The 26,416-nt window shown below is 37.2% G+C and carries 26 protein-coding genes; 11 read left to right on the forward strand and 15 right to left on the reverse strand.

Going from position 1 to position 26,416, the window contains the following annotated elements; all coding sequences use genetic code 11:
* Positions 1-31: 31 nt before the first annotated feature.
* Both recR and ABR854_RS12005 read right to left on the reverse strand, forming a co-directional pair.
* Positions 32-637: a recombination mediator RecR gene (recR, locus tag ABR854_RS12000; RefSeq protein WP_350265641.1), complete on the reverse strand. Its 606-nt coding sequence runs from the start codon at positions 635-637 to the stop codon at positions 32-34.
* Positions 638-760: 123 nt separating this feature from the next.
* Positions 761-1,054, reverse strand: a complete 294-nt coding sequence (locus ABR854_RS12005) for an ATP-dependent Clp protease adaptor ClpS (RefSeq protein ID WP_350265642.1) — start codon at positions 1,052-1,054, stop codon at positions 761-763.
* Positions 1,055-1,256: 202 nt separating this feature from the next.
* Between ABR854_RS12005 and ABR854_RS12010 the strand changes: the two genes are divergently transcribed.
* Positions 1,257-2,699, forward strand: coding sequence for a sodium:solute symporter (locus ABR854_RS12010; RefSeq protein WP_350265643.1), 1,443 nt, complete (start codon positions 1,257-1,259; stop codon positions 2,697-2,699).
* A 73-nt stretch (positions 2,700-2,772) separates the two neighbouring features.
* On the opposite strand, the gene ABR854_RS12015 is transcribed toward ABR854_RS12010, so the two are convergent.
* A complete protein-coding gene (locus ABR854_RS12015; RefSeq protein ID WP_350265644.1) occupies positions 2,773-4,674 on the reverse strand; it encodes a M1 family metallopeptidase in 1,902 nt (633 codons plus the stop codon).
* The gene (locus ABR854_RS12020) at positions 4,664-4,897 is read right to left on the reverse strand and encodes a hypothetical protein (protein ID WP_350265645.1); all 234 of its coding nucleotides are present in this window, start codon (positions 4,895-4,897) and stop codon (positions 4,664-4,666) included. The genes ABR854_RS12015 and ABR854_RS12020 overlap by 11 nt, the downstream gene beginning before the upstream one ends.
* Positions 4,898-4,986: 89 nt before the next feature.
* Between ABR854_RS12020 and ABR854_RS12025 the strand changes: the two genes are divergently transcribed.
* Genes ABR854_RS12025 through ABR854_RS12035 form a run of 3 tightly spaced genes read left to right on the forward strand, consistent with a single transcriptional unit; the run spans position 4,987 to position 7,209 of the window.
* Complete coding sequence (locus ABR854_RS12025) at positions 4,987-5,610, forward strand: polysaccharide deacetylase family protein (RefSeq protein WP_350265646.1); 624 nt, start codon at positions 4,987-4,989, stop codon at positions 5,608-5,610.
* A 35-nt stretch (positions 5,611-5,645) separates the two neighbouring features.
* Complete coding sequence (locus ABR854_RS12030) at positions 5,646-6,185, forward strand: hypothetical protein (protein WP_350265647.1); 540 nt, start codon at positions 5,646-5,648, stop codon at positions 6,183-6,185.
* A gap of 46 nt (positions 6,186-6,231) precedes the next feature.
* Positions 6,232-7,209, forward strand: a complete 978-nt coding sequence (locus ABR854_RS12035; RefSeq protein WP_350265648.1) for a glycosyltransferase — start codon at positions 6,232-6,234, stop codon at positions 7,207-7,209.
* 63 nt (positions 7,210-7,272) lie between these two features.
* Here ABR854_RS12035 and ABR854_RS12040 read toward each other — a convergent pair whose 3' ends face one another.
* The 4 genes from ABR854_RS12040 to ABR854_RS12055 form a co-directional block, all read right to left on the reverse strand.
* Entirely contained in the window at positions 7,273-10,494 is a 3,222-nt protein-coding gene (locus ABR854_RS12040; protein WP_350265649.1) for a WD40/YVTN/BNR-like repeat-containing protein, read from the reverse strand.
* 209 nt (positions 10,495-10,703) lie between these two features.
* Entirely contained in the window at positions 10,704-11,786 is a 1,083-nt protein-coding gene (corA, locus tag ABR854_RS12045) for a magnesium/cobalt transporter CorA (protein WP_350265650.1), read from the reverse strand.
* A gap of 2 nt (positions 11,787-11,788) precedes the next feature.
* Positions 11,789-12,367, reverse strand: coding sequence for a Uma2 family endonuclease (locus ABR854_RS12050; protein WP_350265651.1), 579 nt, complete (start codon positions 12,365-12,367; stop codon positions 11,789-11,791).
* A gap of 40 nt (positions 12,368-12,407) precedes the next feature.
* On the reverse strand, positions 12,408-13,835 hold the full coding sequence (locus ABR854_RS12055; RefSeq protein WP_350265652.1) for an ATP-dependent DNA helicase: 1,428 nt from the start codon (positions 13,833-13,835) through the stop codon (positions 12,408-12,410).
* Positions 13,836-14,007: 172 nt separating this feature from the next.
* Between ABR854_RS12055 and ABR854_RS12060 the strand changes: the two genes are divergently transcribed.
* The 5 genes from ABR854_RS12060 (at position 14,008) to ABR854_RS12080 (ending at position 19,053) form a co-directional block, all read left to right on the forward strand.
* Complete coding sequence (locus ABR854_RS12060; protein ID WP_350265653.1) at positions 14,008-14,481, forward strand: NUDIX domain-containing protein; 474 nt, start codon at positions 14,008-14,010, stop codon at positions 14,479-14,481.
* A 167-nt stretch (positions 14,482-14,648) separates the two neighbouring features.
* A complete protein-coding gene (locus ABR854_RS12065) occupies positions 14,649-15,527 on the forward strand; it encodes a DUF3822 family protein (protein ID WP_350265654.1) in 879 nt (292 codons plus the stop codon).
* A 64-nt stretch (positions 15,528-15,591) separates the two neighbouring features.
* Positions 15,592-16,047 carry a pantetheine-phosphate adenylyltransferase gene (gene coaD, locus ABR854_RS12070; RefSeq protein ID WP_350265655.1) on the forward strand — a complete coding sequence of 152 codons (456 nt, stop codon included), beginning with the start codon at positions 15,592-15,594 and terminating at the stop codon, positions 16,045-16,047.
* A 23-nt stretch (positions 16,048-16,070) separates the two neighbouring features.
* Positions 16,071-16,502: a hypothetical protein gene (locus ABR854_RS12075; RefSeq protein ID WP_350265656.1), complete on the forward strand. Its 432-nt coding sequence runs from the start codon at positions 16,071-16,073 to the stop codon at positions 16,500-16,502.
* A gap of 61 nt (positions 16,503-16,563) precedes the next feature.
* Positions 16,564-19,053 carry a bifunctional UDP-N-acetylmuramoyl-tripeptide:D-alanyl-D-alanine ligase/alanine racemase gene (locus tag ABR854_RS12080; RefSeq protein ID WP_350265657.1) on the forward strand — a complete coding sequence of 830 codons (2,490 nt, stop codon included), beginning with the start codon at positions 16,564-16,566 and terminating at the stop codon, positions 19,051-19,053.
* 51 nt (positions 19,054-19,104) lie between these two features.
* Here ABR854_RS12080 and ABR854_RS12085 read toward each other — a convergent pair whose 3' ends face one another.
* Complete coding sequence (locus tag ABR854_RS12085; RefSeq protein ID WP_350265658.1) at positions 19,105-20,073, reverse strand: hypothetical protein; 969 nt, start codon at positions 20,071-20,073, stop codon at positions 19,105-19,107.
* Between the two features lie 18 nt (positions 20,074-20,091).
* On the reverse strand, positions 20,092-20,646 hold the full coding sequence (locus ABR854_RS12090) for a hypothetical protein (protein ID WP_350265659.1): 555 nt from the start codon (positions 20,644-20,646) through the stop codon (positions 20,092-20,094).
* 427 nt (positions 20,647-21,073) lie between these two features.
* Between ABR854_RS12090 and ABR854_RS12095 the strand changes: the two genes are divergently transcribed.
* Complete coding sequence (locus ABR854_RS12095; RefSeq protein ID WP_350265660.1) at positions 21,074-21,445, forward strand: hypothetical protein; 372 nt, start codon at positions 21,074-21,076, stop codon at positions 21,443-21,445.
* Between the two features lie 61 nt (positions 21,446-21,506).
* On the opposite strand, the gene ABR854_RS12100 is transcribed toward ABR854_RS12095, so the two are convergent.
* The gene (locus ABR854_RS12100; protein WP_350265661.1) at positions 21,507-23,156 is read right to left on the reverse strand and encodes a L,D-transpeptidase family protein; all 1,650 of its coding nucleotides are present in this window, start codon (positions 23,154-23,156) and stop codon (positions 21,507-21,509) included.
* 34 nt (positions 23,157-23,190) lie between these two features.
* Positions 23,191-23,829, reverse strand: a complete 639-nt coding sequence (locus ABR854_RS12105; RefSeq protein WP_350265662.1) for a murein L,D-transpeptidase catalytic domain family protein — start codon at positions 23,827-23,829, stop codon at positions 23,191-23,193.
* A 191-nt stretch (positions 23,830-24,020) separates the two neighbouring features.
* On the opposite strand from ABR854_RS12105, the gene ABR854_RS12110 reads away from it, so the two are divergent.
* Complete coding sequence (locus ABR854_RS12110; RefSeq protein WP_350265663.1) at positions 24,021-24,620, forward strand: DUF4136 domain-containing protein; 600 nt, start codon at positions 24,021-24,023, stop codon at positions 24,618-24,620.
* A 111-nt stretch (positions 24,621-24,731) separates the two neighbouring features.
* On the opposite strand, the gene ABR854_RS12115 is transcribed toward ABR854_RS12110, so the two are convergent.
* The 3 genes from ABR854_RS12115 to ABR854_RS12125 are packed head-to-tail and all read right to left on the reverse strand — an operon-like array spanning position 24,732 to position 26,359.
* Complete coding sequence (locus tag ABR854_RS12115) at positions 24,732-25,517, reverse strand: hypothetical protein (protein ID WP_350265664.1); 786 nt, start codon at positions 25,515-25,517, stop codon at positions 24,732-24,734.
* Positions 25,501-25,935, reverse strand: a complete 435-nt coding sequence (locus tag ABR854_RS12120; RefSeq protein ID WP_350265665.1) for an ABA4-like family protein — start codon at positions 25,933-25,935, stop codon at positions 25,501-25,503. Before ABR854_RS12120 ends, ABR854_RS12115 begins: the two co-directional genes overlap by 17 nt.
* 1 nt (position 25,936) lies before the next feature.
* Positions 25,937-26,359 carry a DUF2141 domain-containing protein gene (locus ABR854_RS12125; protein ID WP_350265666.1) on the reverse strand — a complete coding sequence of 141 codons (423 nt, stop codon included), beginning with the start codon at positions 26,357-26,359 and terminating at the stop codon, positions 25,937-25,939.
* Between the last annotated feature and the right edge of the window lie 57 nt (positions 26,360-26,416).

The raw sequence follows: 26,416 nt of genomic DNA on the forward strand, positions 1-26,416 counted from the left end.
CTTCTTAGTGGAGGGTGAGTGAAGTCGAACTCTATTCATAAGCAATTCTGCTCGTAATACTCCGTCCGAGGGTTACTTCATCGGCATATTCGAGGTCGCCACCGATTGGAATTCCACGAGCGATGGTACTTATTTTTTTATTGAACGGTTTTAGTCGTTTTTGTAGATAAAAGGCGGTAGTATCGCCTTCCATTGTTGGACTGAGTGCCAAAATAATTTCTTGAATATCAGGTTCTTGTTCGACTCTCTTTATCAACGATTCAATATTTAAATCGTTAGGTCCAATGCCCGCTAATGGCGAAATGATTCCTCCTAAAATATGATAAAGTCCACGGTATTGAGCGGTGTTTTCGATGGCCAGTACATCACGGGTATCTTCTACGATACAAAGCACTGACGCATCACGGCGGGGCGAACTGCAAATTAAACAGAGTTCGTCATCTGAAATATTGTGACACTTTTTGCAGAAAGTAGTCTTTGTACGCATCTTTGTTAGGGCATCAGCCAAAAGTTGCGTCTGCGATTCGTCTCTTTTCAATAAGTGTAAAGCCAATCTCAAAGCCGATTTTTTACCTATTCCCGGCAACTTTGATATTTCAATAACAGCTTCTTCTATAAGCTTGGAGGGGAAGTTCATTTATTTTTTTATAAGTCCACTGTCCATGAACGATATTTTTTCATAATGTGACGAAGAAGAGATTCGAACTTTACGTCTAAAATTATTTCAGTAGTCCATAATCAATTTTTGCCGAACTACTGACTATTTCAACATTATCTCAGCCGAAATTTCACGGCGACAGATTTCGTTTCTCATGGCAGCTAATTCCTCAAAATCTCCCGATTTTACGCCACATTTTCCTTTATAATGAATAATCAGCGTACACTGTTCGGCCTGTTCGGGAGAATGCTGGCAAACATCTATGAGAGTAGATATTACGTGGTCGAAGGTGTTTATATCATCATTGAAAACGACTAATTCCCATAATTTAATAGCGGAGAGGTCTTCGGTAATCTCTTCAATTACTTCAATTTCTGGACTTGGTAACGTTGTCATTTGTCGAGGTTTTTGCACGAATTTGGGTTAATTATTTTTTGTAAAAACTTGATAGTCAAGTGTTTTTGAAACTAAATAATACATTTTTGAAAATTTGTAAATCAATTTCTAATGCTAAGATAATTTATTCTTGCGAAAGTGTAGTTTTGTTATCGAAAAAAAAGTTTTGATATTTGGATAAGATTTTAAACCCTAAACAAGTATGTCATCAACACTCGCACTAACGATTCTGGTTATTTATTTCTTAATTCTGATTGCTATTTCATTTTATACAGCTCGTGGGGCTGATACTAATACTTTTTTTACAGCTAATCGCCAATCACCGTGGTATTTGGTGGCTTTTGGTATGATTGGAACATCAATTTCGGGTGTAACGTTCGTTTCAGTGCCAGGTGCGGTCGGAAAAATTCAGTTTTCTTATTTTCAGGTGGTGTTGGGTTACGCCGTTGGTTATTGGGTAATTGCCACGATTTTGATGCCGATGTATTACCGACTGAATTTGATTTCGATATACGGTTATCTCGAAAAACGCTTTGGTTTTTGGTCATATAAAACGGGTTCGGCTTTTTTCTTGCTTTCTCGTACCATTGGTTCGGCAGTGCGTATGTATGTAGCCGTACAGGTTTTGCAACTCGCTATTTTTGATGCTTTGGGCGTACCTTTCGAAGTGACGGTTTTAATTGCAATGGCTTTGATTTTTGTTTATACATTTAAAGGTGGCGTAAAAACCATCATCATTACCGATACACTTCAAACTTTCTTTTTGCTTACGGCATTGGTTTTGACAATTTATTTGATCGGAAAACAACTTGATTTGGGCGTTGGTGATTTATTCTCAACCGTTCGAGATAGCCAATATTCAAAGATTTTTGTGTGGGATTGGGCAAATAAACACCATTTCGTGAAAGATTTCCTATCAGGAGCGTTTATTGCCATTGTTATGACTGGTCTTGACCAAGATTTAATGCAGAAAAATCTCACTTGTAAAAGCATCGGCGAAGCACAGAAAAATATGTTTTGGTTTTATGTAGTGCTGGTTTTTATCAATTTGCTTTTCTTGAGTTTGGGTGTATTGCTCTATTTATATTCTGAGAAAATGGGCTTTCCAATTCCTGCTAAAACAGATGATTTATATCCTTCGTTAGCACTTGGAAATCAGTTCGGAACGTTGGCGGCCGTTACGTTTTTGTTGGGTATTACGGCTGCAACTTATGCCAGCTCCGACTCGGCACTTACAGCACTCACAACTTCGTTTTGTGTCGATTTCTTGCATATCGAAAAATACGAAGAGGCCAAACGCCAAAATCTAAAACACTATGTGCATATTGGTTTTACGGTAGTGTTTATTATCGTAATCTTGATTTTTAGAGCTTTAAATAGCCAAGAAGTTATTTCGGCGGTATTTAATATTGCGGGTTATACTTATGGCCCACTACTCGGACTGTTCGCTTTTGGACTTTACCTTAAACGTCCACTAACTGATAAATACGTGCCATTTGTGTGCGTAGCTGCTCCATTTCTTACTTATTTTATTGAAGAATTTACAAAGAAAAACCTTGATTTTGAATTTGGTTTCTCAAAATTGATGCTCAATGGATTTATAACATTCTTAGGGCTTTGGTTGCTTTCGAGAAAAGGAGAATAGTTGAGAATATTTTGCGTTAAAATGAAGGACGGCATGGTTTCAAACCATGCCGTCCTTGTTTACTACCGAATCATTACCCCACCCAGCTCAAAAAATTCTGCACCCAAAACATCATTTTTAGGGCGTATTTGATGAAAGGCAATGAAGATTGCTCGATACTTCGGCTATTATTATTGAGGTTTAAATCAAATAAAATCTTGTTTTTCGGGTCGATTATAACCGAATTGATTGGCTTTTCAAACTCCAAAACTTTCGAATAATCTTCCCCATTCCAACTGATTAATTCTTCTTTTCCGTCCGTAAATTTTACGAGTATTTCGGTTGGAATTATCATATCACCTAAACGTTTGATGGTGCATTTGTTCTGGTCGATTTCACTTACTTCGTAATCGCAATCGGGGGCTTTGTAGAGAGCTTGTTCGAAATACCAATCAAAGTTTTTTCCGTATTGATAATTTGTTCGTTTCGGAGCAATTTCGTTGACTACTGCCACAAAATCTTTTACAGCTGGGTGCTTAAAACGCCATCTCATAAAGTATGTTTGCAGGATTTCGTCCATGACTGGTCTTCCAACCAGATTTTCCAAAGTTTGAAGCATTACGGCGGTTTTCATATAAGTAAGAGTGCCGTAAGTGCCTCTTGGATACTCCCACGATTTTCTGAAAATCTCCGAAATCTTCACGTTTTTCATGCTCACATACGCTAATCGAGGATTTTCCGTATCATTTAGTTTGAACCCAAAGAGGTTTATCATTGAGCCTTTACCATAAGTGGCGTCCATGATTCGGCCTTCGTAATATTGGTTAAAACCTTCGTCCAAAAACGATTCTTCAAATTCATTTGAGGCCAACATTCCTTGAAAATACTGATGTCCGAATTCGTGAATCGTGACTACTTCGGGCGAGCGAATACCGTTTGGTAAACCCCATGCAGTCTCGCCACATGTAATAAAAGTTGGATATTCCATGCCAGCCGAACCTGCGGCTGCCAGCGGTGGGTCAACCAATGTCAGTACCGAATGCGGATATTTGCCGAGATGTTTATCGAAATACTCTAAAGCCGCAATGGCCGACTGAAAATAGCGTTCGGTGCTTCCGCTGTGTTCGGGCTGAACAACTGCTTTTATTTTTACATGTTTCCATTGGCGTTCTGAAACCTCAAATCGAGGCGAAACCGTCCATGCAAAATCATGCACATCATCGGCTCGGTAGCTGATGGTTTTTGTATTGTCTTTGGTAATTTTTTCGTTCTGAAAAACACCCGTTGCGGCCAAAACAAAGTTTTTCGGTACGGTCATATCAACTCGATACGTGCCAAAATCAGCATAAAATTCGCTGTCAGCGTGAAATTGGTGGCAATTCCAAGCACCTTTTTTTGCATAACGCATTCCTGCCGACTCATAAACACCGATTTTTGGAAACCATTGCCCAACTAAATGATAATCGCCCGCATAACCCGTTCGAGCAAATACTTTGGGTAGTCGAGCTTTGAAGTTGATGTCGAGCGTGATGCTTTCGCTGGGTGCAAGCGGGCTACTGAGCGGAACACTAATTACGGTTTGGTCTTTGTCATTGAGGTCGTCAGGTTGAATAAATTTGATTTTCGATGTCAGGTTTTCAACACCACGCACTTTCATTGAAATAATATCAATCCATCCAAAATTACCTTTGTTTTTAGCGTCCATCATTTCACCACGAAGCTGCCCGCCTGACTCTTTCATAAAAGTCGAGTTTTTGTTTTTGAAGGCATTGAGGTACAGATGAAATTGTAATTCACTGATATAATCGGTCGAAGTATTCGTCCACACAAGTGTTTCTTTGCCACTGAGTGTATGTTTTTCGGGGTTGAGTTTTACCGAAATTTCATAGTTGGCTATGCGGTTGCTCAAAGGCTTGGTTTGTGCTTTCAAAAAATGAACACAAAGCCAAGTTAGTGCAAGAGTAACGGTAAATTTTAATAGAAATCTATTTTTCATCTCTTGAAAAAAAGTAGTAAATAACATAAAACCACGACAGAATACCATGTACGATTGCCCATCCTATTGACTTATTATTCGACCAAGAAATAACAATGGCCAACACAGCACCGAAGCCAATTCCATCATGTACTACATGAGATTGATTAGTAGGTTCGGTGTGTGCAAAGACAGATAGACTTAAACAAAGAAAGGATAGAATCAGTAAAAGAGACTTCTGCATATTGGTTAGAGATTAATAGTTATCGCAATTTAGAAATTAAATATTATTTCTGACTAAAAATTCAGACTTTTGCAGAAAAACAATGAGCGATGTTTTTGCATAAAACCAATTTTTTAATGCGGGCTTTATACCCCAATTTCGTCTGGAGAAAACCCTCTGACGAAAAGAAAATTTATCTTACTTTTGATGACGGTCCAATCCCCGAAGTAACCGAATTTGTGCTGGAAACTCTCGAAAAATACCAAGCAAAGGCTACTTTTTTCTGTATCGGAGATAACATCAGTAAAAATCCGAGTATTTTCCAACAAATACTCAAAGATGGTCATTCGGTAGGCAATCATACATTCAATCATTTGCGTGGTTGGGCTACCGAAGATGTTGCTTATTTAGAAAACGTTGTCAAATGTCAAACTGTAATTCAAAAGAATGGGCATCACACAAAGCTATTTCGCCCACCTTATGGGCGTATTAAACGTAAGCAAGCGAGTGTTCTATTGCCTGATTATGAGATAGTTATGTGGGATGTTCTGAGTGGAGATTTTTCTCAGAATCTTTCGCCCGAAATAGTCTTAAAGAAAACCATAAAGCATACTGAAGCTGGATCAATTATACTTTTCCATGATAGTATTAAGGCAAATGACCGTATGTCGTACGCACTACCGAGATTTTTAGAACATTTTTCAACCCAAGGATTTCAGTTTTCGAAACTTTAAATACTTTTGCAAAAACTAAAACTGTCCCCATACACATGAGTCTCAAACAATTGTTTTTCTTTATTATTATTGTTGTTTTTAGTACTATTCCGAGTTTTTCTCAAACCAAGTTTATCGAACAAAAAGCAGGTCATATTATTTATATGTCTTTGCCCGAGTATATGGTTAAGACGACGGACCTCAACGATGTTGCTTCGATGCAGTATATGAACAAAGCTAAAGAAGCGTATGTTGTAGTAATCGAAGATGCAAAGGAAGACTTGGAAGCTGATGGAACAAAATATGATAATTTAAAAGAGTTTCATGACTCTGTGATTGAAAGCCTTATATCAGAAGACCCAAAAGCCAAAGAATCAAAACCGACGGAATTTCAACAAAATGGCAATAAATTTTACCAAACCGACTTAAATGCAACCTTACAGACGGAAGATGGTAAAGAGATAAAAGTAACATATTTAATTACTTATGTAGAATCTAAAACGCACTATTACCAAGTTTTGTGTTGGACTTTAGCCAATAATTATAAAGATTTAATAAGTGATTTTAAGAAAATTGCTTCAACAATTAGAGATTGATTTTAGTCTACAGTGCATAGATGCAATAATCGAAAAAATTTATACGATGAGTTATCCCAAAGTAAGCATCTTAGTAGCCGCTCGGAATGAGGAAGAAAACATTACCGATTTATTGCATTCGTTTACTCAACTGAGTTATCCTAAAGATAAGCTGCAAATTCTTATCGGAGATGACGATTCAAATGATGCAACTGCTGAAATTGTCGGAAAATTTATGGCTGAAAATATTTATATTCAGTACGTTAAAATAGAAAAACAAATTGCTGAACTGAAAGGTAAAGCAAATGTTTTGGCACAATTGGCTTATCTGACAACGGGAGAGCTTTTTTTCTTTACTGACGCCGATATTGAAGTCCCCAAAAATTGGATTGAAGCGTTTGTAGAAGAAAGGAAAAACGAAGGTGTAATAGTTGGACTGACATTCGTAAAAAACAAAAATTGGTTTGAAGCAAGTCAAGCAATTGAATGGCTTTTTACGCTAAAATTAATGAAAACTTTGGCCAATTTTAAGATTCAATCAACTGGAATGGGTAATAATATGATGGTTTCGGCTGAGGCTTATTGGTCGGTTGGTGGTTACGAAAAAATCGGTTTTTCGATTGTGGAAGATTATGCCATTTATAAGTCAATCATTGATGAAGGTTTTGCTTTTAAGCAATTATTCAAGCCAGAAGCAATGACGCTTACCAAACCACCAAAAAAGTATTTTGAGCAACGTAAACGCTGGGTTTCGGGTGGAATTTCAACAGGGTCGATTCTGATTTTCCCAGCTTTGATTCAAGGTTTTTTGTTGCCTATTTTGCTGATTATCAGTCTTTTTTCGTGGAAAAGCGTTTTAGCGATTTTCATTTTAAATCTTTTGATAAACTTCTTAGTTGGAAGCCAAATCTTTAAAGCCCTCAAGCAAAATCAACTCCTAAAGTACATTCCCGCTTATACGATGTATATGTATCTGTTTTGGTTTTTACAGTTGATGGCTTATTTTTTACCAACTAAATTGGTTTGGAAAGGGCGAGAATACTAAAAACAATTGTGGCACACCTTTAAGGATGTGCCACAATTTTCTTAACCTATTTCTATATATACTCTAAGGAATAATCACTTTACTAATTACTTTCTCGGCACAAAGTTTATTGTAAGCCGCAATGTCTTTTGCAATCAAGTCATTCATTTCGGTTTTTAGTACATTCCACTGTGCATCGAGGGCGGCCAATTGCTTTTTCTGCCCACTCGTAACGGTCGGTACGTTTGAGTCAATTTCGCCTCTTACGAAAATATAATCTGCACTTAGCATATTCTTGAAATTGATAATATCATCGTTTGATTCTGCTTTGTTTTGTACCAATTTTTCTTCCCAAACTTTGATTTTCTTCACAATCGTATTTCCTGCATCTACAACTGTTTTTAGCTCAGTTTTTGTGGCCAAAAGACTGCTTACCTCGCTGATTTGCTTAGAAATTTTACGCATTCTGGCGATTGACTCGTGAATATCATTCACTCTATTTTCGAGCGATTTGAGTGTATTTTCTTGGTCTTGATAATCGGCAGCCGTTGCATCGATGCGTGGGTCAGCGAGAATTTTCACAGGAACTATTTTAATTTGTTTTCCGTAGGTAAATTTAGCCGAATAACTGCCTGGAGACATTTTACGGCCATCATAACTACCTTCGATAAATACTTTTGGAATACCTTTGATGGTTTCGGCACGCATATCCCAAACAAAACGATTCATACCACCTTTCATGAGAAGCGTTGGGTCTGGCGATGGGCCACCTGGATACACTTCAAAATCTTTCTCTTTTTTGCTGCTATATGTTCTTACTACTTCGCCTTTTGCATTGCTGATTTCTAAAGTCAAGACCAACGATGTATCAGGTTTGGCTGGCAAACCATAGTAAAAAACTACGCCCGTAGAAGGGTTTTCGCCGAATGAAGCACCCTCTTCTTCGTCATCTTCGCTGACTTTATCAAGCGAACTACGCCCCGAAACTCTGTAGGCATCTTCGGGCGTGAAAGCCGTCAAACTATCTTTTGATAACTCACCTTTCAGTTCTCTAATTGGAGCTAAATCATCCAAAATCCAAAACGAACGGCCTTGCGTTGAGGCAATCAAATCGTTTTGATGAATTTTCAAATCGGTGATTGGCGTAATTGGTAAATTCAATTGCATATTCGACCAACTTTTACCGCCATTCATCGAAACATAAAAACCAGTTTCTGTTCCTGCAAAAAGCAAATCTTTTCGTTGAGAATCTTCACGTACTACACGTACACAAGCACCATACGGAATGCCTTCCGTGATTTTTGTCCAAGTTTTTCCGTAATCAGTTGTTTTATAGATAGATGGCGTAAAATCATTTTGCTTGTAGCGATGTGTAGCAATGTAAGCCGTTGCGTTATCGTGCGGCGAAACCTCAATGGCATTCACCAAACATTCTTCCAGACCAGTTGGAGTTATATTTGTCCAAGTTTTGCCATTGTCTTTGGTGATATGTACCAGTCCGTCATCACTACCTGTCCAAAAAACACCTGCTTCGTTGGGAGATTCTGTGAGGTACGAAATTGTTGCGTAGTTTTCGCCACCCGCACCTTCATTCGTATAGGGAGCTCCACCCAAACCGAGTTTAGTTGTATCTTTTCGAGTTAAATCAGTCGAAAATTCTGTCCAGGTTTTCCCTAAATCTGTTGTCTTCAAAACTACATTTCCTGCATGATAATAGGCTTTTTCACGTTTAGAGTAGATAATCGGAGCATTCCAGTTGAAGCGGTACTTCATTTCTTTTGCTTTCAAGGCTTGGTACTGAATCGGGGCTGTCATTACGCCTTTTCCTTCTTTGTTTTGCAAATCAAGTAGTTCGATTGTTCCTTGATAACTGCCACCCATTACGTAGCGAGGTGCATCTGGGTCAAACGCTAAAAATGCACTTTCACCTCCTGCCGAATATTCCCAGTCACGCTCACGAATACCGCTACCATTGGTTACTCGACTCGGAATCATGACCGAAGTATTATCTTGCTGTCCACCATAGATTCGGTAAGGAAACAAATTATCGGCATTGATTCGGTAAAATTGAGCAGTAGGCATTTGGTTTTGCGGAGAAAATGTTTGTCCACCATTGAATGAAACGGCTGCACCACCGTCATTTCCCAAAACCATATTTTTACCATCTTTAGGGTTTATCCATAAGTCGTGATGGTCGCCATGCGTTCCACCAAAAACACGACTGAAAGTTTTACCCCCATCAATAGATTTGAGGGCGGGAGAATTAAGTACATAAACAATATTTTCGTTGGTTGGGTCAGCGAAGATTTCAATATAATACCACGCACGTTGAACCGTTCGGTGGTCTTTGCTTACACGAGTCCATGATTTACCTGCATCGTCAGAGCGGAAAACGCCACCTTGTTCTTTTTCGGTATCTGATTCAATGACCGCAAAAACTCGGCTCGGATTTGCTCTCGAAACCACAATTCCCATTTTACCCAGTTCTTTTGGCAAACCTTTATCGAGTTTTGTCCAAGTTTCGCCAGCATCAACCGATTTATACAAACCACTGCCTTTGCCACCGCTTACTATTTGCCACGGTAAACGACGATGATCCCACATGGCAGCGTACATAATTCTTGGATTTGTCATATCCATGCTCAGATCTGAGCAACCTGTATTATTATCAACAAAAAGCGTCTTTTTCCACGTTTTCCCACCATCAATTGATTTATAAACGCCTCTTTCTTCGCCCGCACCGTGCAATGCACCTTGTGCAGCTACATAAACAACATCAGGATTTTGTGGATGAATACTGATACGAGAAATATGACGAGTAAGGTCAAGACCTAACTTTGTCCAAGTTTTTCCTGCATCAGTCGATTTATAAACGCCATCACCATAAGAAGTCATTACACCACGAGGAGCGTGTTCACCCATGCCCACGTACACTACGTTTGGGTCAGATTCGGCCACTGAAACAGCTCCCACCGAACCAGTTTTGAAATAACCATCTGAGACATTTGCCCACGTAAGTCCAGCGTCGGTTGTTTTCCAGAGTCCACCGCCAGTAGTACCCATGTAATATACTTGTGGATTACCAATTACGCCCGAAACTGCCACCGAACGCCCGCCACGGAATGGGCCAATGTTTCGCCATTTGATGGCTTTAAAAGTACTATCGTAGTCGATTTTCGTTGGTTTTGGTAAAGCCACAACCGTTGTCGTAGGGGTTGGAGTAGTTTTAGTTTTCTTTTTGTTTTGGGCAAATGCTCCAAAAGAAATTGTTATAATCAATAAAAAGATTGATAGTTGTTTCTGCATTTTTAGAAATGAGTTTGTGTTAATGAAGACTACATTTTTCAAAGATAACTAATATCTTGTTATACTGACCTACACTGAATATTCTATACCTTTTTTCAGCGACAAAAAGGGAGTTTAATGGGGCAAAAGTTGAATAATTTTCAGAAAATGACTTTGTTAAACTTTAAAGAAGACAAATTGAAAGGTTAGCTTGCTCGGTTCTCACCACGTTAAACATATTTTTTCCATTTAAAATAAATCCAAAGCACTATAGATATGGCAACCATGCTGCCGATTGTATAAAAATAACCATTTGGGTGACGTAGCTCAGGCATATTGTCGAAATTCATGCCATAAATGCCAGCAATGAAGGTCAAAGGCATGAAAATAGCAGTAAAGACTGTGAGCGTTTTCATGACCGAATTCATCTTATTACTCAAACTGGTGAGATAAATATTCTGAATGTTTTCAATCATTTCTCGGTAAGATTCAATCGTTTCGAGTGTTTGTAGAATGTGGTCGTAAACGTCTCTCAGATAGATGTTTGTGCTTGCTTGAATCAAATCTGAATTATCACGAGTAAGCGAGCCGAAAATATCTCTGAGTGGCAAAACTGCTTTACGAATTTGCATCAATTCACGGCGAAGTTCGTAGAGTGCAGTTTGGTCGTCTTTGTGTGGATTTTCGATGATTTTTATTTCTAAATCTTCCAGTTTTTCGCTAAATTTTTCGAGAATCACAAAATAATTATCAACCACTAAATCACAGAGCGAATAAAATAAATAATCGGCTTTGCCTTTACGGGTTTTGCCAACTGAGGCTTTTAGTCGGGCAAAAATTGGAGCAAAAACATCAGATTTGTGCATTTCTTGAAACGAAACTACGTAGTTCTTGCCCAAAACGAGTGCTACGTGTTCGGTTTCAACTTCATTGAGAGTATCGTTGAATTGCAGCATTTTCATTATCACAAATATATTTTGTTCTCCAAAATGCTCCAATTTAGGTTTCTGCTCGGTGTTGAGAACATCTTCGAGCAAAAGTGGGTGCAGATGATAATGTTTGCCGATTTCTTCAACAATATGCACTTCATGTACGCCATCGACATCGAGCCAGTTTACGTGCGATTCGTTGGGTGAAGGCTTACAGTCAATAATTGATTTTACTATCTTTTGTTGATATATTTCATCGTTGAATTCGACTAATTTTACGATAGTATCAATCGGCACATCTTTGCCCACATATTCCAACGTACCAGGCGAAGTGAAAACCTTTGTTTGAACGTATTTCTTATATTTTTTGTGGCGTTTAGACATTGCTATGCTTCTTTTTTCCAACCTAAATAAATATCACTCAAAGCGATATTACAGTTGATTGACTTAAAATCAATTGTATCGTTCAACGATTCATAAGAACGATACTGCCAGAAAATAATATTGTCATGCTTTGAATAAACTTCAACTCGAACTCTGTCTTGGGCAATCAATAAATATTCTCTCAAAGACTCTATCTGTTGGTATTTTCTAAATTTTTCTCCTCGGTCATATTTTTCACTCGAATCAGAAAGAACCTCTACAATTAATATTGGATTTTTTGCCGCATTTGGGTGTTCAGCATAACTTTCTATTTCACCACAAACAACCGAAGCATCTGCATAGACAAATTCATCTTCGGCGGTGGCGATTGCCAAGTCACTATTATAAGCTAAGCATGGTTTTCCTTTGAGACTGTTTCGTAGTTCGGCAGCTATGTTATTGGAAATTAGGGCGTGCGAAGGTTTTCCGCCTGCCATTGCGTATATCTCTCCACCAAAATATTCATTTTTTTGGAGAGATTTTTCTTCCAATTCGATGTATTCTTTTATACTGAGCTCCTTTTTTAATGCCGAATCTCCCATTTTTAAGCTTGATTTTTATGCAATTTAGAAATTTTTCTTCTCACCCTTCCAAAAACTGTTTATTAAAATTAAGCAAAAAAACCTCTTTCACACCACGAGTAATGGCCGTATAAAGCCAGCGAATAAAATCGCTATCTACTTCGGCATCGGGCGGCAAATAGCCTTGGTCAACAAAGACTGCATCCCATTGGCCACCTTGTGATTTGTGGCAAGTCAGAGCATAGGCAAATTTTACTTGAAGAGCATTTAAGTAGGAATCTTTACGCAATAAATCTTGACGTTCTTTCTTAGATTTTACCCAAAAATAATCTTTCAATACATTTTCGTAGAGCATTTTATTCTCTTCGGCCGTTAGTGTTGGCGAATTTGAATAAAGCGTATTCAGAATAATCTTACAATCAAATTCTTCTTCATCGGGATAATCGACGAGTTTTAGCGTTACATTGGCAAAACGCAAACCGTGCATTTCTTCTTCTCGACGAATCTTGATGACTTCCACAAAATCACCGTTTGCAATAAATCCAGCTTTTGATTCTTCGCCCAAAACTGTATAATTATTTCTGACAACCATCAGCATATCACCCGAATCAAGCTCATTTTCGGAGTAATTAATAGCAGTTCGGATATACCGATTATACTGCACCGCCGTTTTATTTGAGCGAGTGATGATCGTTGTATTTTCTCGTCCGTATTTATCGTAGGCGTATCTGATTCCATCTTCCAGACGCTCGCCCGTCATTCTGTAAAAGTCCTTGTATTTGCTTGTAATTAACTGAATACTGGGCGTTTCTTCTTGCAATTGTTTTCGTAAATCGGTAGCATTTGTCAAAATCCCTGAGCCTTCTCCCTGACGCATTACTTCGGTCAGTACGTGTTCGGTCACGGTGGCGTGGTATCTTCCTGCCAAATGGTCGGCACTCAAAGCAGGGCTGACTTGCATTCCCACTGGTGGAAGTTGGGCTTCATCGCCAATCAGAATGAGTTTGTTGGTTTCTTGCTCAAAAACAAAATCGAGTAAATCATGCAACAAACTATTAGTGCCAAATTCTCGGTCGTCCGAAATCATCGAGGCTTCATCGACAATGTAAACTGTGCCTTCTTGTGTATTTTTCATGCGTTCAAAAACCAACGCACCTGTGTAGGTATTTTCTACTTGCCGATAAATTTTTTTGTGAATCGTCAAAGCCATTCGCTTCGAGTAGCTCGACATCACTTTGGCAGCTCGACCCGTTGGTGCGAGAAGCACTGCTTTATAGCCAAATTCTTTCAAAACCTTAATGAGCGTACTCACAAAAGTTGTTTTACCAGTTCCGGCATAACCTTTTAGTATGAATGTATCACGGAATCGTTCTTCATCCAGAATAAATTCGTCCATCAATTTAAAAAGCTTCGCTTGTCCGAAAGTAGGAGTAAACGGAAATTTACTTAGAAATCTGGTAGAAGGTTTTATATTTTCGTCGAGTGCCATTGTCTAAATGTATAATTAAGAATGTAGAATGAAGAATGTAGTTTTTCTGATGATACACACTCATAATCTCTAATCCAAGTGCAAAATAAACCTTTAAATTTTAAAAACATTCAAGATTCATGAAATCCCTCGTGGCTGATTCATTATCTTTGTGCCGAAATAGCTAAACTAAATGTCACAATCGGAAGTTCAAATAAACGCCCAACAACTTTATGGAAACAGAATTAGGGTGCGTGCGTGTGGAATTTGTATCGAAAACGACCGAGTGCTGATGATTGGGCATCGGGCAATTTTGGGCGAAAATACTTTTTGGAGTCCACCAGGTGGAGGTGTAGAAGTTGGCGAAATGGCCGAAGACGCCTTGAGAAGAGAGTTTTTGGAAGAAACTGGGCTTGAAATAGAAGTTGGTAAACTATTGATAATGAATGAGTTCGTGAAACTGCCTTTGCACGGAATCGAGCTGTTTTTTATAGTGAAAAGAGTAGGAGGAGAGTTGGCTTTGGGGCACGACCCTGAAATGAATTTGGATGAACAACTGATTCAAAAAATAGAATGGTTGTCGTTAGATGAAATAAAAAGATTAAATTTGAGCGAAAAACACCAATTTTGGCAAAAGTTTGGAAGTTTTGATGAGATAATTGCGTAAAAACTTGTTTAAATATTGTTACAGATTGTTTAATTTGTTGCAAATTGTTGTGTTGTAGAATATATTCTTCAAAGGCTTAACAATCATGTAACCACTTGAAACAAAAATAACAACTTTTAACTAAGTCTGATTTTACTTTTGCTAATAATCTAAATTGATTAAAATCATTGGAGAATCCTGTTTTAAATATATCACCGAGTTTTGAAATAAAAGACGACCGCTTCGATACCAACCAGATAGCCGACTGCCATCTGTTGATTGAAGTAAGCCGTGACCGCTTTAGATTTACTGTTTATAATACCCTCCACGATGTAATTATGTGGCTGGAAGATTATCATGTTTTTTCATTGTTGAACGAAAATCAGTTATTAAAAACACTCAAAACAGTTTATCAAGAACACCAGTTTTTGGCGGCTAATTACTGGAAAACGATTCGATTATCGGTCAATGCCAATCATTTTACGCTTATTCCTGACGAATACTACGAAGCCGATGAAATAGCCAAGTATTTAAATTTTGCAGCTGGAAAAAACGTATCGGAACGAGAGCAAATCTTTGATTTTAAACAAAGTCGTTTTGGAGCAGTTTGCATTTTTGGCATCGAAAAAGATACTTTTGCCTGGTTTAAGGAGATGTACCCAGCCCGCAAAATTGATCCAGTACCTGTAATAGGCTCGTTGATTGAGGGTATTGTGCAGGATAAAAATAACGATGGTTTACATCTTTATTTTGAAGACTATTATATTACGATTATTTATTTTAAAGACGCTAAATTGCATTTTTGTAATCGTTTTCATTTCCGAACATCACAAGATATGGTCTATCATGTATTATTTGTGATGAACGAACTTGGTTTACCTGTCGATACTCCAACGATGTTTTATGGTGAAATTACCTCGTTTTCGGAAAGATACATTCAGCTTACGCAGTCGCTCAGTGATGTAAAGTTTGCACTAAATCCAACAAAAATTCGTTTTAGTCAATACTTTGATGATTTACCCGAACATCGTTATTATACATTGTTTAGTTCGTTTTATTTGTATTGATATTTGGATGAATTGATAAGAACGTCCAGTTTGGACGTTTCTACAAGTAAAAAAATAAAATAACATGAAAAAAGTTGCCCTTTTCCCAGGTTCGTTCGACCCCTTCACCAAAGGGCATGCTGATATTGTGATGCGTGGATTAAAACTTTTTGATGAAGTAATTATCGGTATCGGTACAAATTCGGCTAAAAAACGTTATTTCTCACTCGAAATGATGACCGAAAAAATTAGAGAGACTTTTAAAGATAATAAAAGTGTAAAAATTATCTCCTACGACGACTTAACAGCGAATGCGGCGGTAGCAAATGGAGCAAATTTTTTGTTAAGAGGTTTAAGAAATACAACTGATTTTGAATATGAAAATACTATTTCGCAAGTAAACCGACACTTGGTTGGCGGGCTTGAAACCGTTTTCTTAATCACCTCCCCAGAACTTGCCCCAATCAGTTCTACAATCGTTCGTGAGTTACACAAATATGGGGCAAAAGTAGATGATTTTTTGCCTTATGATTTGGATTAAGATTTTATAAACCATCAAATATTATGAAAAATATCCTTTTTTTAGTTTTAGTATTATTTGCCTTTAGTTGCAAAAAATCAGAAGTAACAACTAATGAACCAATAAAAGTTCTTTCGGCCAATTTCTGGAAACTTGACCGCTTTGCTGATACAGATGGTAAAACCTTGAGTCAAAATCAATTAAATTCGCAAGCACAAGCACTTTTTGGTTTAGATTATGAATTTCGTGATGATAATGTAACCCGTGCAAAAGACCGCATTACAAAACAAATCTTGAATGCAGGAACTTGGTATCTGATTCAAGATAATCAAGTTTTAGATATTGATATTTTGGGTTTTAAAGGGCAATTTAGAGTAGTCGAAATATCGAAGACTAAGATGGTTCTACAGGCCGAAAACAACAAAATGATTAGTGCTGGACAATTCGTAAATATGGAGTTTATTCCCGCATTATAGCCACACCCAACCCTCCTTATCGGTGGTCCGACCCAATAGGAGGGTGCTAAATCTTTCGTAAGTGAATTTCCTTTCCGAACCTATTATTTCTCAGGCTACGGTGCTGCTAACCGATAGCCGTTTTGTGTCTCAACCTGAGCATAGCATATTTTTTGCCATCAAAGGCGAGCGTCATGATGGTCATGCCTTCATCAAAGACCTTTACGAAAAAGGTGTGCGTGAGTTTGTGATTGAGAAAAAAGCACTCAATGAGACCCTAAAATCTCAATTCGAAAACTTATCAGACGCTCAATTTTTTGTGGTCGAAAATGCTATTCGTGCTTTACAGCATTTGGTTGCGAAACACCGTCAAGCATTTGATATTCCAGTAGTTGGTGTCACAGGTAGTAATGGCAAAACGATTGTAAAAGAATGGTTGAGCGTATTACTGGCTAAAGATTATAATTTAGTAAAAAGTCCACGAAGCTATAATTCACAAATTGGCGTGCCGTTATCGGTTTGGGAAATAAACGAACACCATGATTTCGGTGTTTTTGAGGCTGGTATCTCAAAATCGGGCGAAATGGAATTTCTCGAACCAGTCATTCGACCGACCATCGGCATTTTTACAAATCTTGGTTCTGCTCACGACGAAGGTTTCAGAAGTAGAAAACAAAAAGCTACCGAAAAACTTCGCTTGTTTCAGCGAAGTAAAACCCTCATATACTGCAAAGACTACGAAGATATTGATGATGAAATCAGAATTTTACTAAAAGCTGTCAACCCAAGCATTGAGCTGATTGGTTGGTCAAGAAAAGCGGGTAGTAAAATCTTTGTTAATGCCACCAAACATAATACCTACTTCACTTTACAGATTTTGTGGAATAGCCAAATCTATGATTTTAAGATTCCATTTGCCGATGATGCTTCCATCGAAAATGCTACGCATTGTATTTTCTTGATGCTGTATCAAGGCATCAATACGACTGAAATTCAAAGCCGTTTGGATATGCTCAAACCGATAGCAATGCGTTTGGAATTGAAGCAGGGAATCAATGATTGTTATCTAATTGATGATACTTATAACAACGACTACGCAGGCCTTTCGGTTGCTCTTGATTTCATGACTCAGCAACATACAAAGAGAGATAAAGTGTTGATTATCAGTGATGTGTTACAGTCTGGTTTAGAAGAAGCTGATTTGTATGAAAGCATAGCCGAACTTATCAAGGGTAAGCAAATTGATAGAGTGATTGGCATCGGAGAAGTAATTTCTCGTAATCAAAAATCTTTCTATACGTCGGCGATTAGTGATAAAAAAAGCAATATTGCACCAATGGTTTTTTATCAATCCACTGAAGAGTTTTTGGAAAAATATCCTATTAACCAACTTCAAAGTTCATTGATATTGGTGAAAGGAGCCAGAAAATTTGAGTTCGAGAAAATTATCAATCGACTAACGCTGAAGGTTCACGGAACTGTCTTTGAAGTAAATCTCGATGCTTTGACTAATAACCTGAATTTTTACAGAAATAAAATTGGTTCGGGTACAAAAATAATGGTAATGGTAAAAGCATTTGCTTACGGAAGTGGTAGTGCTGAGGTAGCCAGTTTGCTGGAATATCACCGAGTGGATTATCTGGGAGTTGCTTATACTGACGAAGGTGTTGTGCTCCGCCAAAATGGAATAAAACTTCCAATTATGGTACTCAATCCGCAACCTGAATCGTTTGCAAAGTTAATTGAGTATAATTTAGAACCAGAAATCTATAGTTTTAAGGTTTTTGAACAGTTCTTAAGTTTTATCAAATCTTTTGAAAATAAGATCTTTAAAGTTCACCTCAAACTTGATACAGGAATGCATCGACTGGGTTTTGAGGCACAAGACATTGATCGACTGATTGAGTTATTGAAGCAAAATACAAAAGTTAAAGTTGCTTCAATTTTTAGCCATTTGGTTGGGGCTGATGAAAGCGAGCACAATGCTTTTTCTAAAACTCAAATAGAGCGATTTGAGCAAATGTCGCAACAAATTATTGATGTTTTAGATGGGCAAAAACCTTTGCGACACATCTGTAACTCAGCAGGAATTATTCGTTTTCCTGAAGCAAAATTCGATATGGTTCGTCTCGGAATCGGTCTTTACGGCGTGGAAGTAACAGGCACTGAGCAAAAAGAATTGCAAACCGTCGGGACATTGAAAACTGTAATTTCTCAGATAAAACACCTAAAATCGGGTGAAACAATTGGTTATAGTCGAAAAGGTGTTTTAGAAAAAGACTCAAAAATTGCAACGATTGCTATTGGCTACGCCGATGGTTTTGACCGTGGTTTCAGTAAAGGTGTAGGCAGAGTGTTAGTCAATGGCGTGGTTTGTCCTGTGGTAGGGAATGTGTGTATGGATATGACGATGATTGATGTAAGCGAAGCCAACTGCAAAGAGGGCGATGAAGTGATAATATTCGGTAAAGACTTATCTATCAAAGATTTAGCTGCTTCGATTGACACAATTTCCTATGAAATCCTGACAGGCGTAAGCGAGCGTGTAAAGCGAGTTTTTTATAAAGAATAAAAAAAAGAAATTGGCATACCTCAATAAAGTGTGCCAATTTTTTCTATCTATTTAGAGTTTATCCAGAGCTGCCAGAACATCTTTTTCGGTATAAGACTTCAAATCAATTTCAACTGTTTGTTGTTTTTCAACTTTTATATCCTTAAAGTAAGCGAATATCTCACCATCTTTGGTTTGTGCCAATGCCACAATTTTTACTTCTTCACCTACTGGTACTTCAAGCGATTTTCCTTGATAGACTTGAATAACTGAATTTATATTAGGAAAAAGCATAAATATTATCATGTTTTCCAAACCCAATTTGGGCGAAACAAAATTTACATTGGTTTTTTCTCCAGCGTAATCATAAAACTTATCACAGTTAATCCAGCCAAAACGTTGAGGAAATAATTCATATGTACCTCTTCCTGCAAAGATTGGCTGAACTTTTTTAATCGTATCATTTCTTATTGTATCTCTTGGTGCTTCGGCCCAAGTGAAATTTTCTTGGTTGTTAATTGCTTCATAAAACAACCACATATTTTCATCAGGCTCCTTAGCTGGAACCGAGATGTTCGGAGGATTTAGAGGGATTATATTAAGATTTACTCCGTTTTTACTTACATTCAAGTAGATTGCTCCGCCTGTAACCAACATTCTATTAAAAGAAACCGTTGGTTTTTGGTGCAAAAGCATATCTTTTAGGGTATATAATTCAATAATTTCAATATCGAAAGGGTATGTAACCGCACCATTTTGCTGACTTCGCACATTCCATTCATAAAGCCATATTTTTGTGCCTTTTTTTGTGATAATTGGCAACTCATTGATATTATTCACTCTAATTTTTTCGGCTTTACTGGCAAGTTTTGAAAGTAAGGGAAGGTTTCGAGTGTTTTCAAAAACCTTATCTTTAAAAGGGTTTATTTCCTCGGTTACAGCTTCAACCTCCACAGGAATAAGTCGGTCCTTTGAGCATGAATACATCGAAATCGCAAAGATTCCGAGTATAAATATTTTCAAAAATAAGTGTGATTTCATAAGGTTTGTAGGTCGATATTAGTGGATAACTGGACAGCTATTTTTCTTTTTTAATTTAATAAAACCTGGGTAAATCAATAAGCCTGCTTCGGCATAAGCTTCGTCCCAGAGGATATTATATTTTATTTCAGCAAAAAACCTTGTAATGTGCGAACCAAATGAAGTGCCGAGTCCTATTTTGGGTAATATGTTTTTTTCTTTGGCTTGGCTATTGATACTATTGATATGATTGAACCATTGGTTATATTCAGCCCCTGCGGTTATGTATAAATTTGGCTTTTGTGGCTCAACTCTACTTCTCTGATAAGAGATATTTTTGGTAGAAGTAATCAATAAAAAATGCACATTGAGGCCAGCATAAAGTTCATGAATCTCATTGAATTGGGGAGCATATTTTACGTCTGGCGTAAGAGTGATTCTGTTAGTAATTGGAATTTGTGAACGAATGCCTACACCAATAGTATTCAGCGGGAAATTGTACATCAATGAAGCTCCGAATGAAATCTTATCTTGTGCGTAAATAGTTGTTGATACAAGTAAAATTAAGCAAATTAATTTGGTCTTTTTTAGCACAGTTAAGTGTGTTTTTGATGTTTGTGAAATAACAGCTTCACAAAAGTAAAATAATAATTTTACTACATCAAAAATCTTTATTGATTTGATAATCAATAGAATGATAAACCACTTTTTATTCTATAAATACACTTTAAGAAAATAATAAACACTACATTTACCCGATTTTAGAATATCATCGCTAAACTCCACCAAATGATATGGCAAAAAGCCAAGATGCGAAGAAAGCTGTAAAAAAAGAGCCTTTGAAAACAGCCAAAGAGAAAAAAGAAGAAAAGCGTGAGAAAAAAGCCAAACGAGATTAGAACGAAATTAGAATTGAGTATTTTTACTCAAATTGTCTCTTGGTTTTTTGTTTTATATTTATTTCGATTATAATTTTGAAATGTCATCGAAAGAGGACATTAACAAATATTATTCGAAAAAAATGAAAAATAAATTTAACGCCTTAGTGGTGTTATCGGCTTTGGCGATAACCACTACGAGCTTTGCACAGACTAAAGCTCCAAATTCGGCTAATTATAAGCAGCAAAATCAGCTTTTGGGACGTAAACAAACGGCTTCAGCTCCTGCTCAAGTGCAGTTGAATAACGATTATTCGACAAACCCATTGGCTAATCATCGTAATTATAAGGCACAAGGCACTGCCGAAACACAGTCAAAAACAGTTGTAGTAGCTGTCAATAATAACGATAGCCACTCGAACTATAAGCAAAAAAACCTTTTGACGAGAAATGGCCGTGATGTGCGTTATAAGAAAATAAATAAAGCAGATTCGACACTGATTGTTGCTGAATAAAATAGCCTAAAGCAAAAAGAGTAGCTTTTAAAGCTACTCTTTTTGCTTTATTATAAGTCAGTTACAGAGGTTTCGTTCCACCCGATTGCCCGAAGATCTCTTCTGATAATTTCTCATCCAAGGCGTAAATATCTTTTCTGAAATTTAACTGACCTGAGCTACTCACCCAAGTTGTAAAATAGACGATATAAACTGGAATCGTTGGCTTAACTTTAATGATATTTTCTTTGTCGGTTTTGAGTACTTCATCTACTTTTTCGCTGTTCCAATTTGTATTGTTTCGGAGTAAATAAAGAGCCAGTTTTCGAGGTTCAGAAAGTCTGATACAACCATGACTAAACGCACGAGCCGATTCGTTGAATAAGCCTTTTGATGGGGTATCATGCAAATAAATGCTGTAACTATTCGGAAACAAAAACTTCATTTTCCCTAAAGAGTTTTTATTGCCAGGTTTTTGTCGGAAATTGTATGGCGGAATACTATTGACGTATTTCGACCAGTTAACACTCGAAGGGTCGATTACTTTATTGCCCGATAGTACTTCCATGTTATTTCTGCTCAGGTATGAAGTTCCTCTTTGAAGTTTGGGCATGATTTCATTGCGAATAATACTCGTAGGAATATTCCAATACGGATTCAGTATAACCATTGATAAATCGCCTCTGAAAATACTCGTCTTCGATGCCTCTTTTCCAACCACCACATTCATATCCCACGCAAGTTTTTTGTTTTCAAAAACATGTAACCTAAATTCAGGAATATTTACCATCAAATAATCATTTTCTAACTCAACAGGTGCCCAGCGGAGCCGTTCTATATTTATCATCATTTGTCTGATTCGAGCTTCGATTGGCACATTCAAAGCAGCCAAGGTTGCTGTACTGACTTTACCGTTTTCGGTCAAGCCCATACGTTTCTGAAAACGTTTCACAGCACTGGCCAGCGAATCGGTAAAGAGCATCGTGGTATCTTTTTCTTTCCAGTCACCTGTAATCAAGAAATAGTTTTTTAGACTTAAAATCGCAGAATCTTTATCGCTCAAAGCAAGCACCTTTTTAGAAGTAATGATTTTCGGGAAACCACCTTTTTTCTGAATCTCTCGGTACTGGCGAAGTTTTTCTTTGAGTGCGATATAGTACTGATTAACAGGTTCTTGTATTCTATTTGCCTGTTTGCTTGACACCAACGAGTCGAGTAAGGTCTGATAGTTTTTCTTTTTGCGAGGAATAAACCATTCGAGGTCAATCGGGTCTTTGGTTGTGCCACCGTAGGCACGGTGAGCAAACTTAAAAAAGGTAGTTGTGAGCAATAGTTCCAGATTGTGCATGCGATCTTTGTGCTTCAAAAACTCCTTCTCGTTATCTTGGGCATCGGCCAATAAACTATCTAAAACATGATTATTGAGGGTGCTATCGGCAAAATCATTGCTATAATTTTGAAGTTGACTATAAAAGTCGGGTGCTGCGTGCGAAAGCCCATTTTTATTGAGCCATGCAAACTGAAAATTTCGGCGAGAATAAAATGCTGAAACCTCATTTCTTATCGAATCTGTACTGTTATAAGTTTTGAAGAAACTGGAGATTTCGAGGCTATCGACCTTCAAATCGGTGAAGTTTTCGGTCGAATAGACACTTTCATCGGCCAAAACTACTTTCTTTTTAGATTTGTCCTTGCAGCCTGTAAGGGCATTGATTAAAAACAAAGCAATCATAAGCGAGGAAATACCTCGAAAAAAGACTGACTTTTTAAGCGTGTATATAGAGTAAACTGCCATTAGCGAGTACAGGAACTACCTGCGGAATTAGTTCGTTTGGCACGGCTGGACAGCCATAACTGCGGCCAAGTCTGCCAAATTGATGAATAAATGATTGACTAACATAAGCAGCTCCATGAATAATAATTTCTCGACGACGGGCATTATCATTAATGCCTTTTTGTAAGCCTTCCAATAAAAGAGCATCGCCATGTTTCGGACTTTTAATCGGACTTCCGACCATATAAAAACCCAAACTGCTTTGGTGCGATTCCATTTTATTAGAGAACGAACAAGCTATGTTTTCGCCTGATTTCTGACCATGAGCCACTAAAGATGAAATTAACAATTTTTTCTGTGAAATATCAATTACAAATAATCGTTCCACGCTCGATGGTAGAGAAAAATCCACAATAGTGATGATAGGTTTGGCAGGATGAAACTTCTGAAAACCTTGTAAAGATTCCTTGAAAGCCTCGAATTTTACTTTTCCAGCTAAGCTACACTCATTGTATAGCTGGTGAATCGTATCAGTTTGGCAAGCAATTTGGTTTTTTGAAACTGTATTTTCTTGTGGTTTGACTACACAAAGATTAAGCAAGAAGTATAGAAAATGAAAACTCGTAAACATAATAATTATAGTTTATAGACCATACTTTTATAAACACCATTTAGCAAGAAAATATTGCAAGAAATAAGATTTTTCTAAGAATATACTTTTTGTCTAATGCACAGAATACTGATTGCTATCATACTTTTATGTGCCGTTTGACATAAAATAATTGATAGATTGAGGGTAGTTTTGAAAAAAATCAGAAAGACATGAAACGAACTGTAGTTGTAATATTTTTAGCCACATTGAGCTTTAGCTGTACCCGAAATCTGCACATCGAACGAGAGCCAAACATTGCTATTGAGCAGTATCGAACTTATGGTTGGAATAAACTCGAAGCTACCAAAGCCTCACATCCGCTTTACAGTTCGGTTGAGTTGAATCAAACCTTGATGCGAGAAATTGATAAAAACTTAGCTAAAAAAGGTTTTCGTAGAAATATCGCCACACCCGATTTTCTGGTTGATTTTCATATTTATGTAGAAGAACAAAAATTTCAGAATTTGGTGTGTGGAGCAGGTTTTTACAGAGGCGAGCGATATTTACCCGATTTGAGCCAACATACTTATTGCGAAAGCCCCGAAATAGTGAACTATGATGACGGAACCTTAATCATTGATATCGTAGATGCTCAAACAGGACAATTAGTTTGGCGTGGAACTGCGGGGGAAATCATAGATAATCCTGCTTATGCTACCGAGATTTTCCGTAAGAAAGTAAAAAGAATTTTAAAGAAATTTCCACTTCAAAAAGCAGGAAACGCTACCAAACAAAAGACTGATTTAGAAAATGTAATTTCGGTGAAGTGAGGTAAGAAAATAGAACGCTGATAATTATAATTTTTATGATAGAAATGATGTCTAAAAGATATCACAAAATATCATACTAATCTTAAAAATCTGCGTTCTATATTTTTATGTTTAAGAAACCCTTAAAAACGGCATTCCCATCAAAGCCTGGATCATGGTGAAGCAGACATAGGCAAAATATATGAAAGAAAATCCCCAAATGGCTGTGTTTGCAGTTGGTGCTTTGTATTTGCTCGAAACCCAATACCCAAAAATCGGAATGATTTGCAAGGCATGAATACCAAAGAAATGAGATACACGTAAATCGCCATAAACCGTACTCCAGTTCAATAATGGCAAGCCGACACCCCCATCTTTTGCTCCAACGGTATGGCCATTTAGTTGACTAACGTAACCCCCAAAAAGGCTAAAAACTACAAAAAGTACAAGTCCAATTTTAATACTTAAAGCTAAAGGAACAGAAATAGTGTATGTCTTTTGGCGAATAAATATCCACGCAATGCGAAGTGTCAGAATCGTAATAGTAAAAATAAAAACACCCATTAAAGCATATAATACTCCACTATATAAATCAGTTCGATTGAAGTGAGAAAGCTGCCCTCTGAAAGCCTGAGAGGTAATTGCTAATTCTTCAAAAGCATAAATGATTATCGCAATTCTCGAATATTTTCTTACTTGTTTTTGGTCATTCACGTAGTAAAGTAATAATGCCATTGTCCAGCTATAAATCCAAATGCTTAATGTGAATTTTATAGGTTTTATCATCGAATTAATGCCTAAAACAGTTGTTTCGTTGAAAAAAGCATAAATTCCTAAAACGATGGTGGCTATAATATTGGCTGTTCCTAAATGTGCCAATAATTTATTTCGGCGATAAATTTCATTGATTAGATTCATGGTTTGAGGTGGTTTTGATGGTTTTTATAATAAAGAAAATAAGATACCCCATCGGGCCAAACATAAAAGTAAAGGGCAGTGCAAGCGTTGCCCACCAACGAGAAATATTAAGTTTCTTGGCTGCACGAACGATGTATGCTCCCACAAATAAGTCGAAAGCTAAGTAGTGAAACCAACCCGCCGCCACGGCATTATCATTTTGAAAAAGTGCTTTTACATTGGCAAGCGAGCTAAAACTATCGGCTTTGAAATCACTGATGTCTTTCAGAATTAAAAAAGTATAAATGACCGAAAACAATAAAATAAAACCATTCAGAATAATATTTTGGGTATGTTTCCAGTTTGGAGCAATTATTAGCAATAGCCAACCAAAAATGATAAAAGAATTACCAAATTGAAAAATTGAAGAAGCGTTCATGTTAGTCGATTAGTTTGATTGAAAATGTTGTATTGTTGGCATTGAATGTAATCTTACATTCTTCGTAGGCAGGAGCTGCAAATTTTGGTTTGATGTTTTGTGAAAAACCAAAAGGTTCTTTCGGATAGCCTACGATATTAGTATCCAGTTTTTTATTACCATTTGAATCTTGGTAAAGTGCTAAAGCATATTCACCCACTGGAATATCGGTAAACGTGAGTGTAACTTCACCAGTTTTGCTGGGTTTCACTTCTTTGGCAAAGGCAAATTTACCTTCGTCGGGGAATTTGTTTTCTTTTTTATAAAAAGCAATTCTGAGAATAGCAGTACTTTTTATGTTAGAAATTTTTAAGTAGAATGTTTGTGCGTGGCTTTCAGCAAAACCAAAGAAAAGGAGGGATGTGAGCAAAAGAATTGATTTCATAATTTTGATTGTTTGATGTTTCTTGTGCAAAATACTGAAATCTAAAACTTATTTAGC

Origin of the sequence: Emticicia sp. W12TSBA100-4, from assembly GCF_040253585.1 — a bacterium.
Lineage (GTDB): Bacteria > Bacteroidota > Bacteroidia > Cytophagales > Spirosomataceae > Emticicia.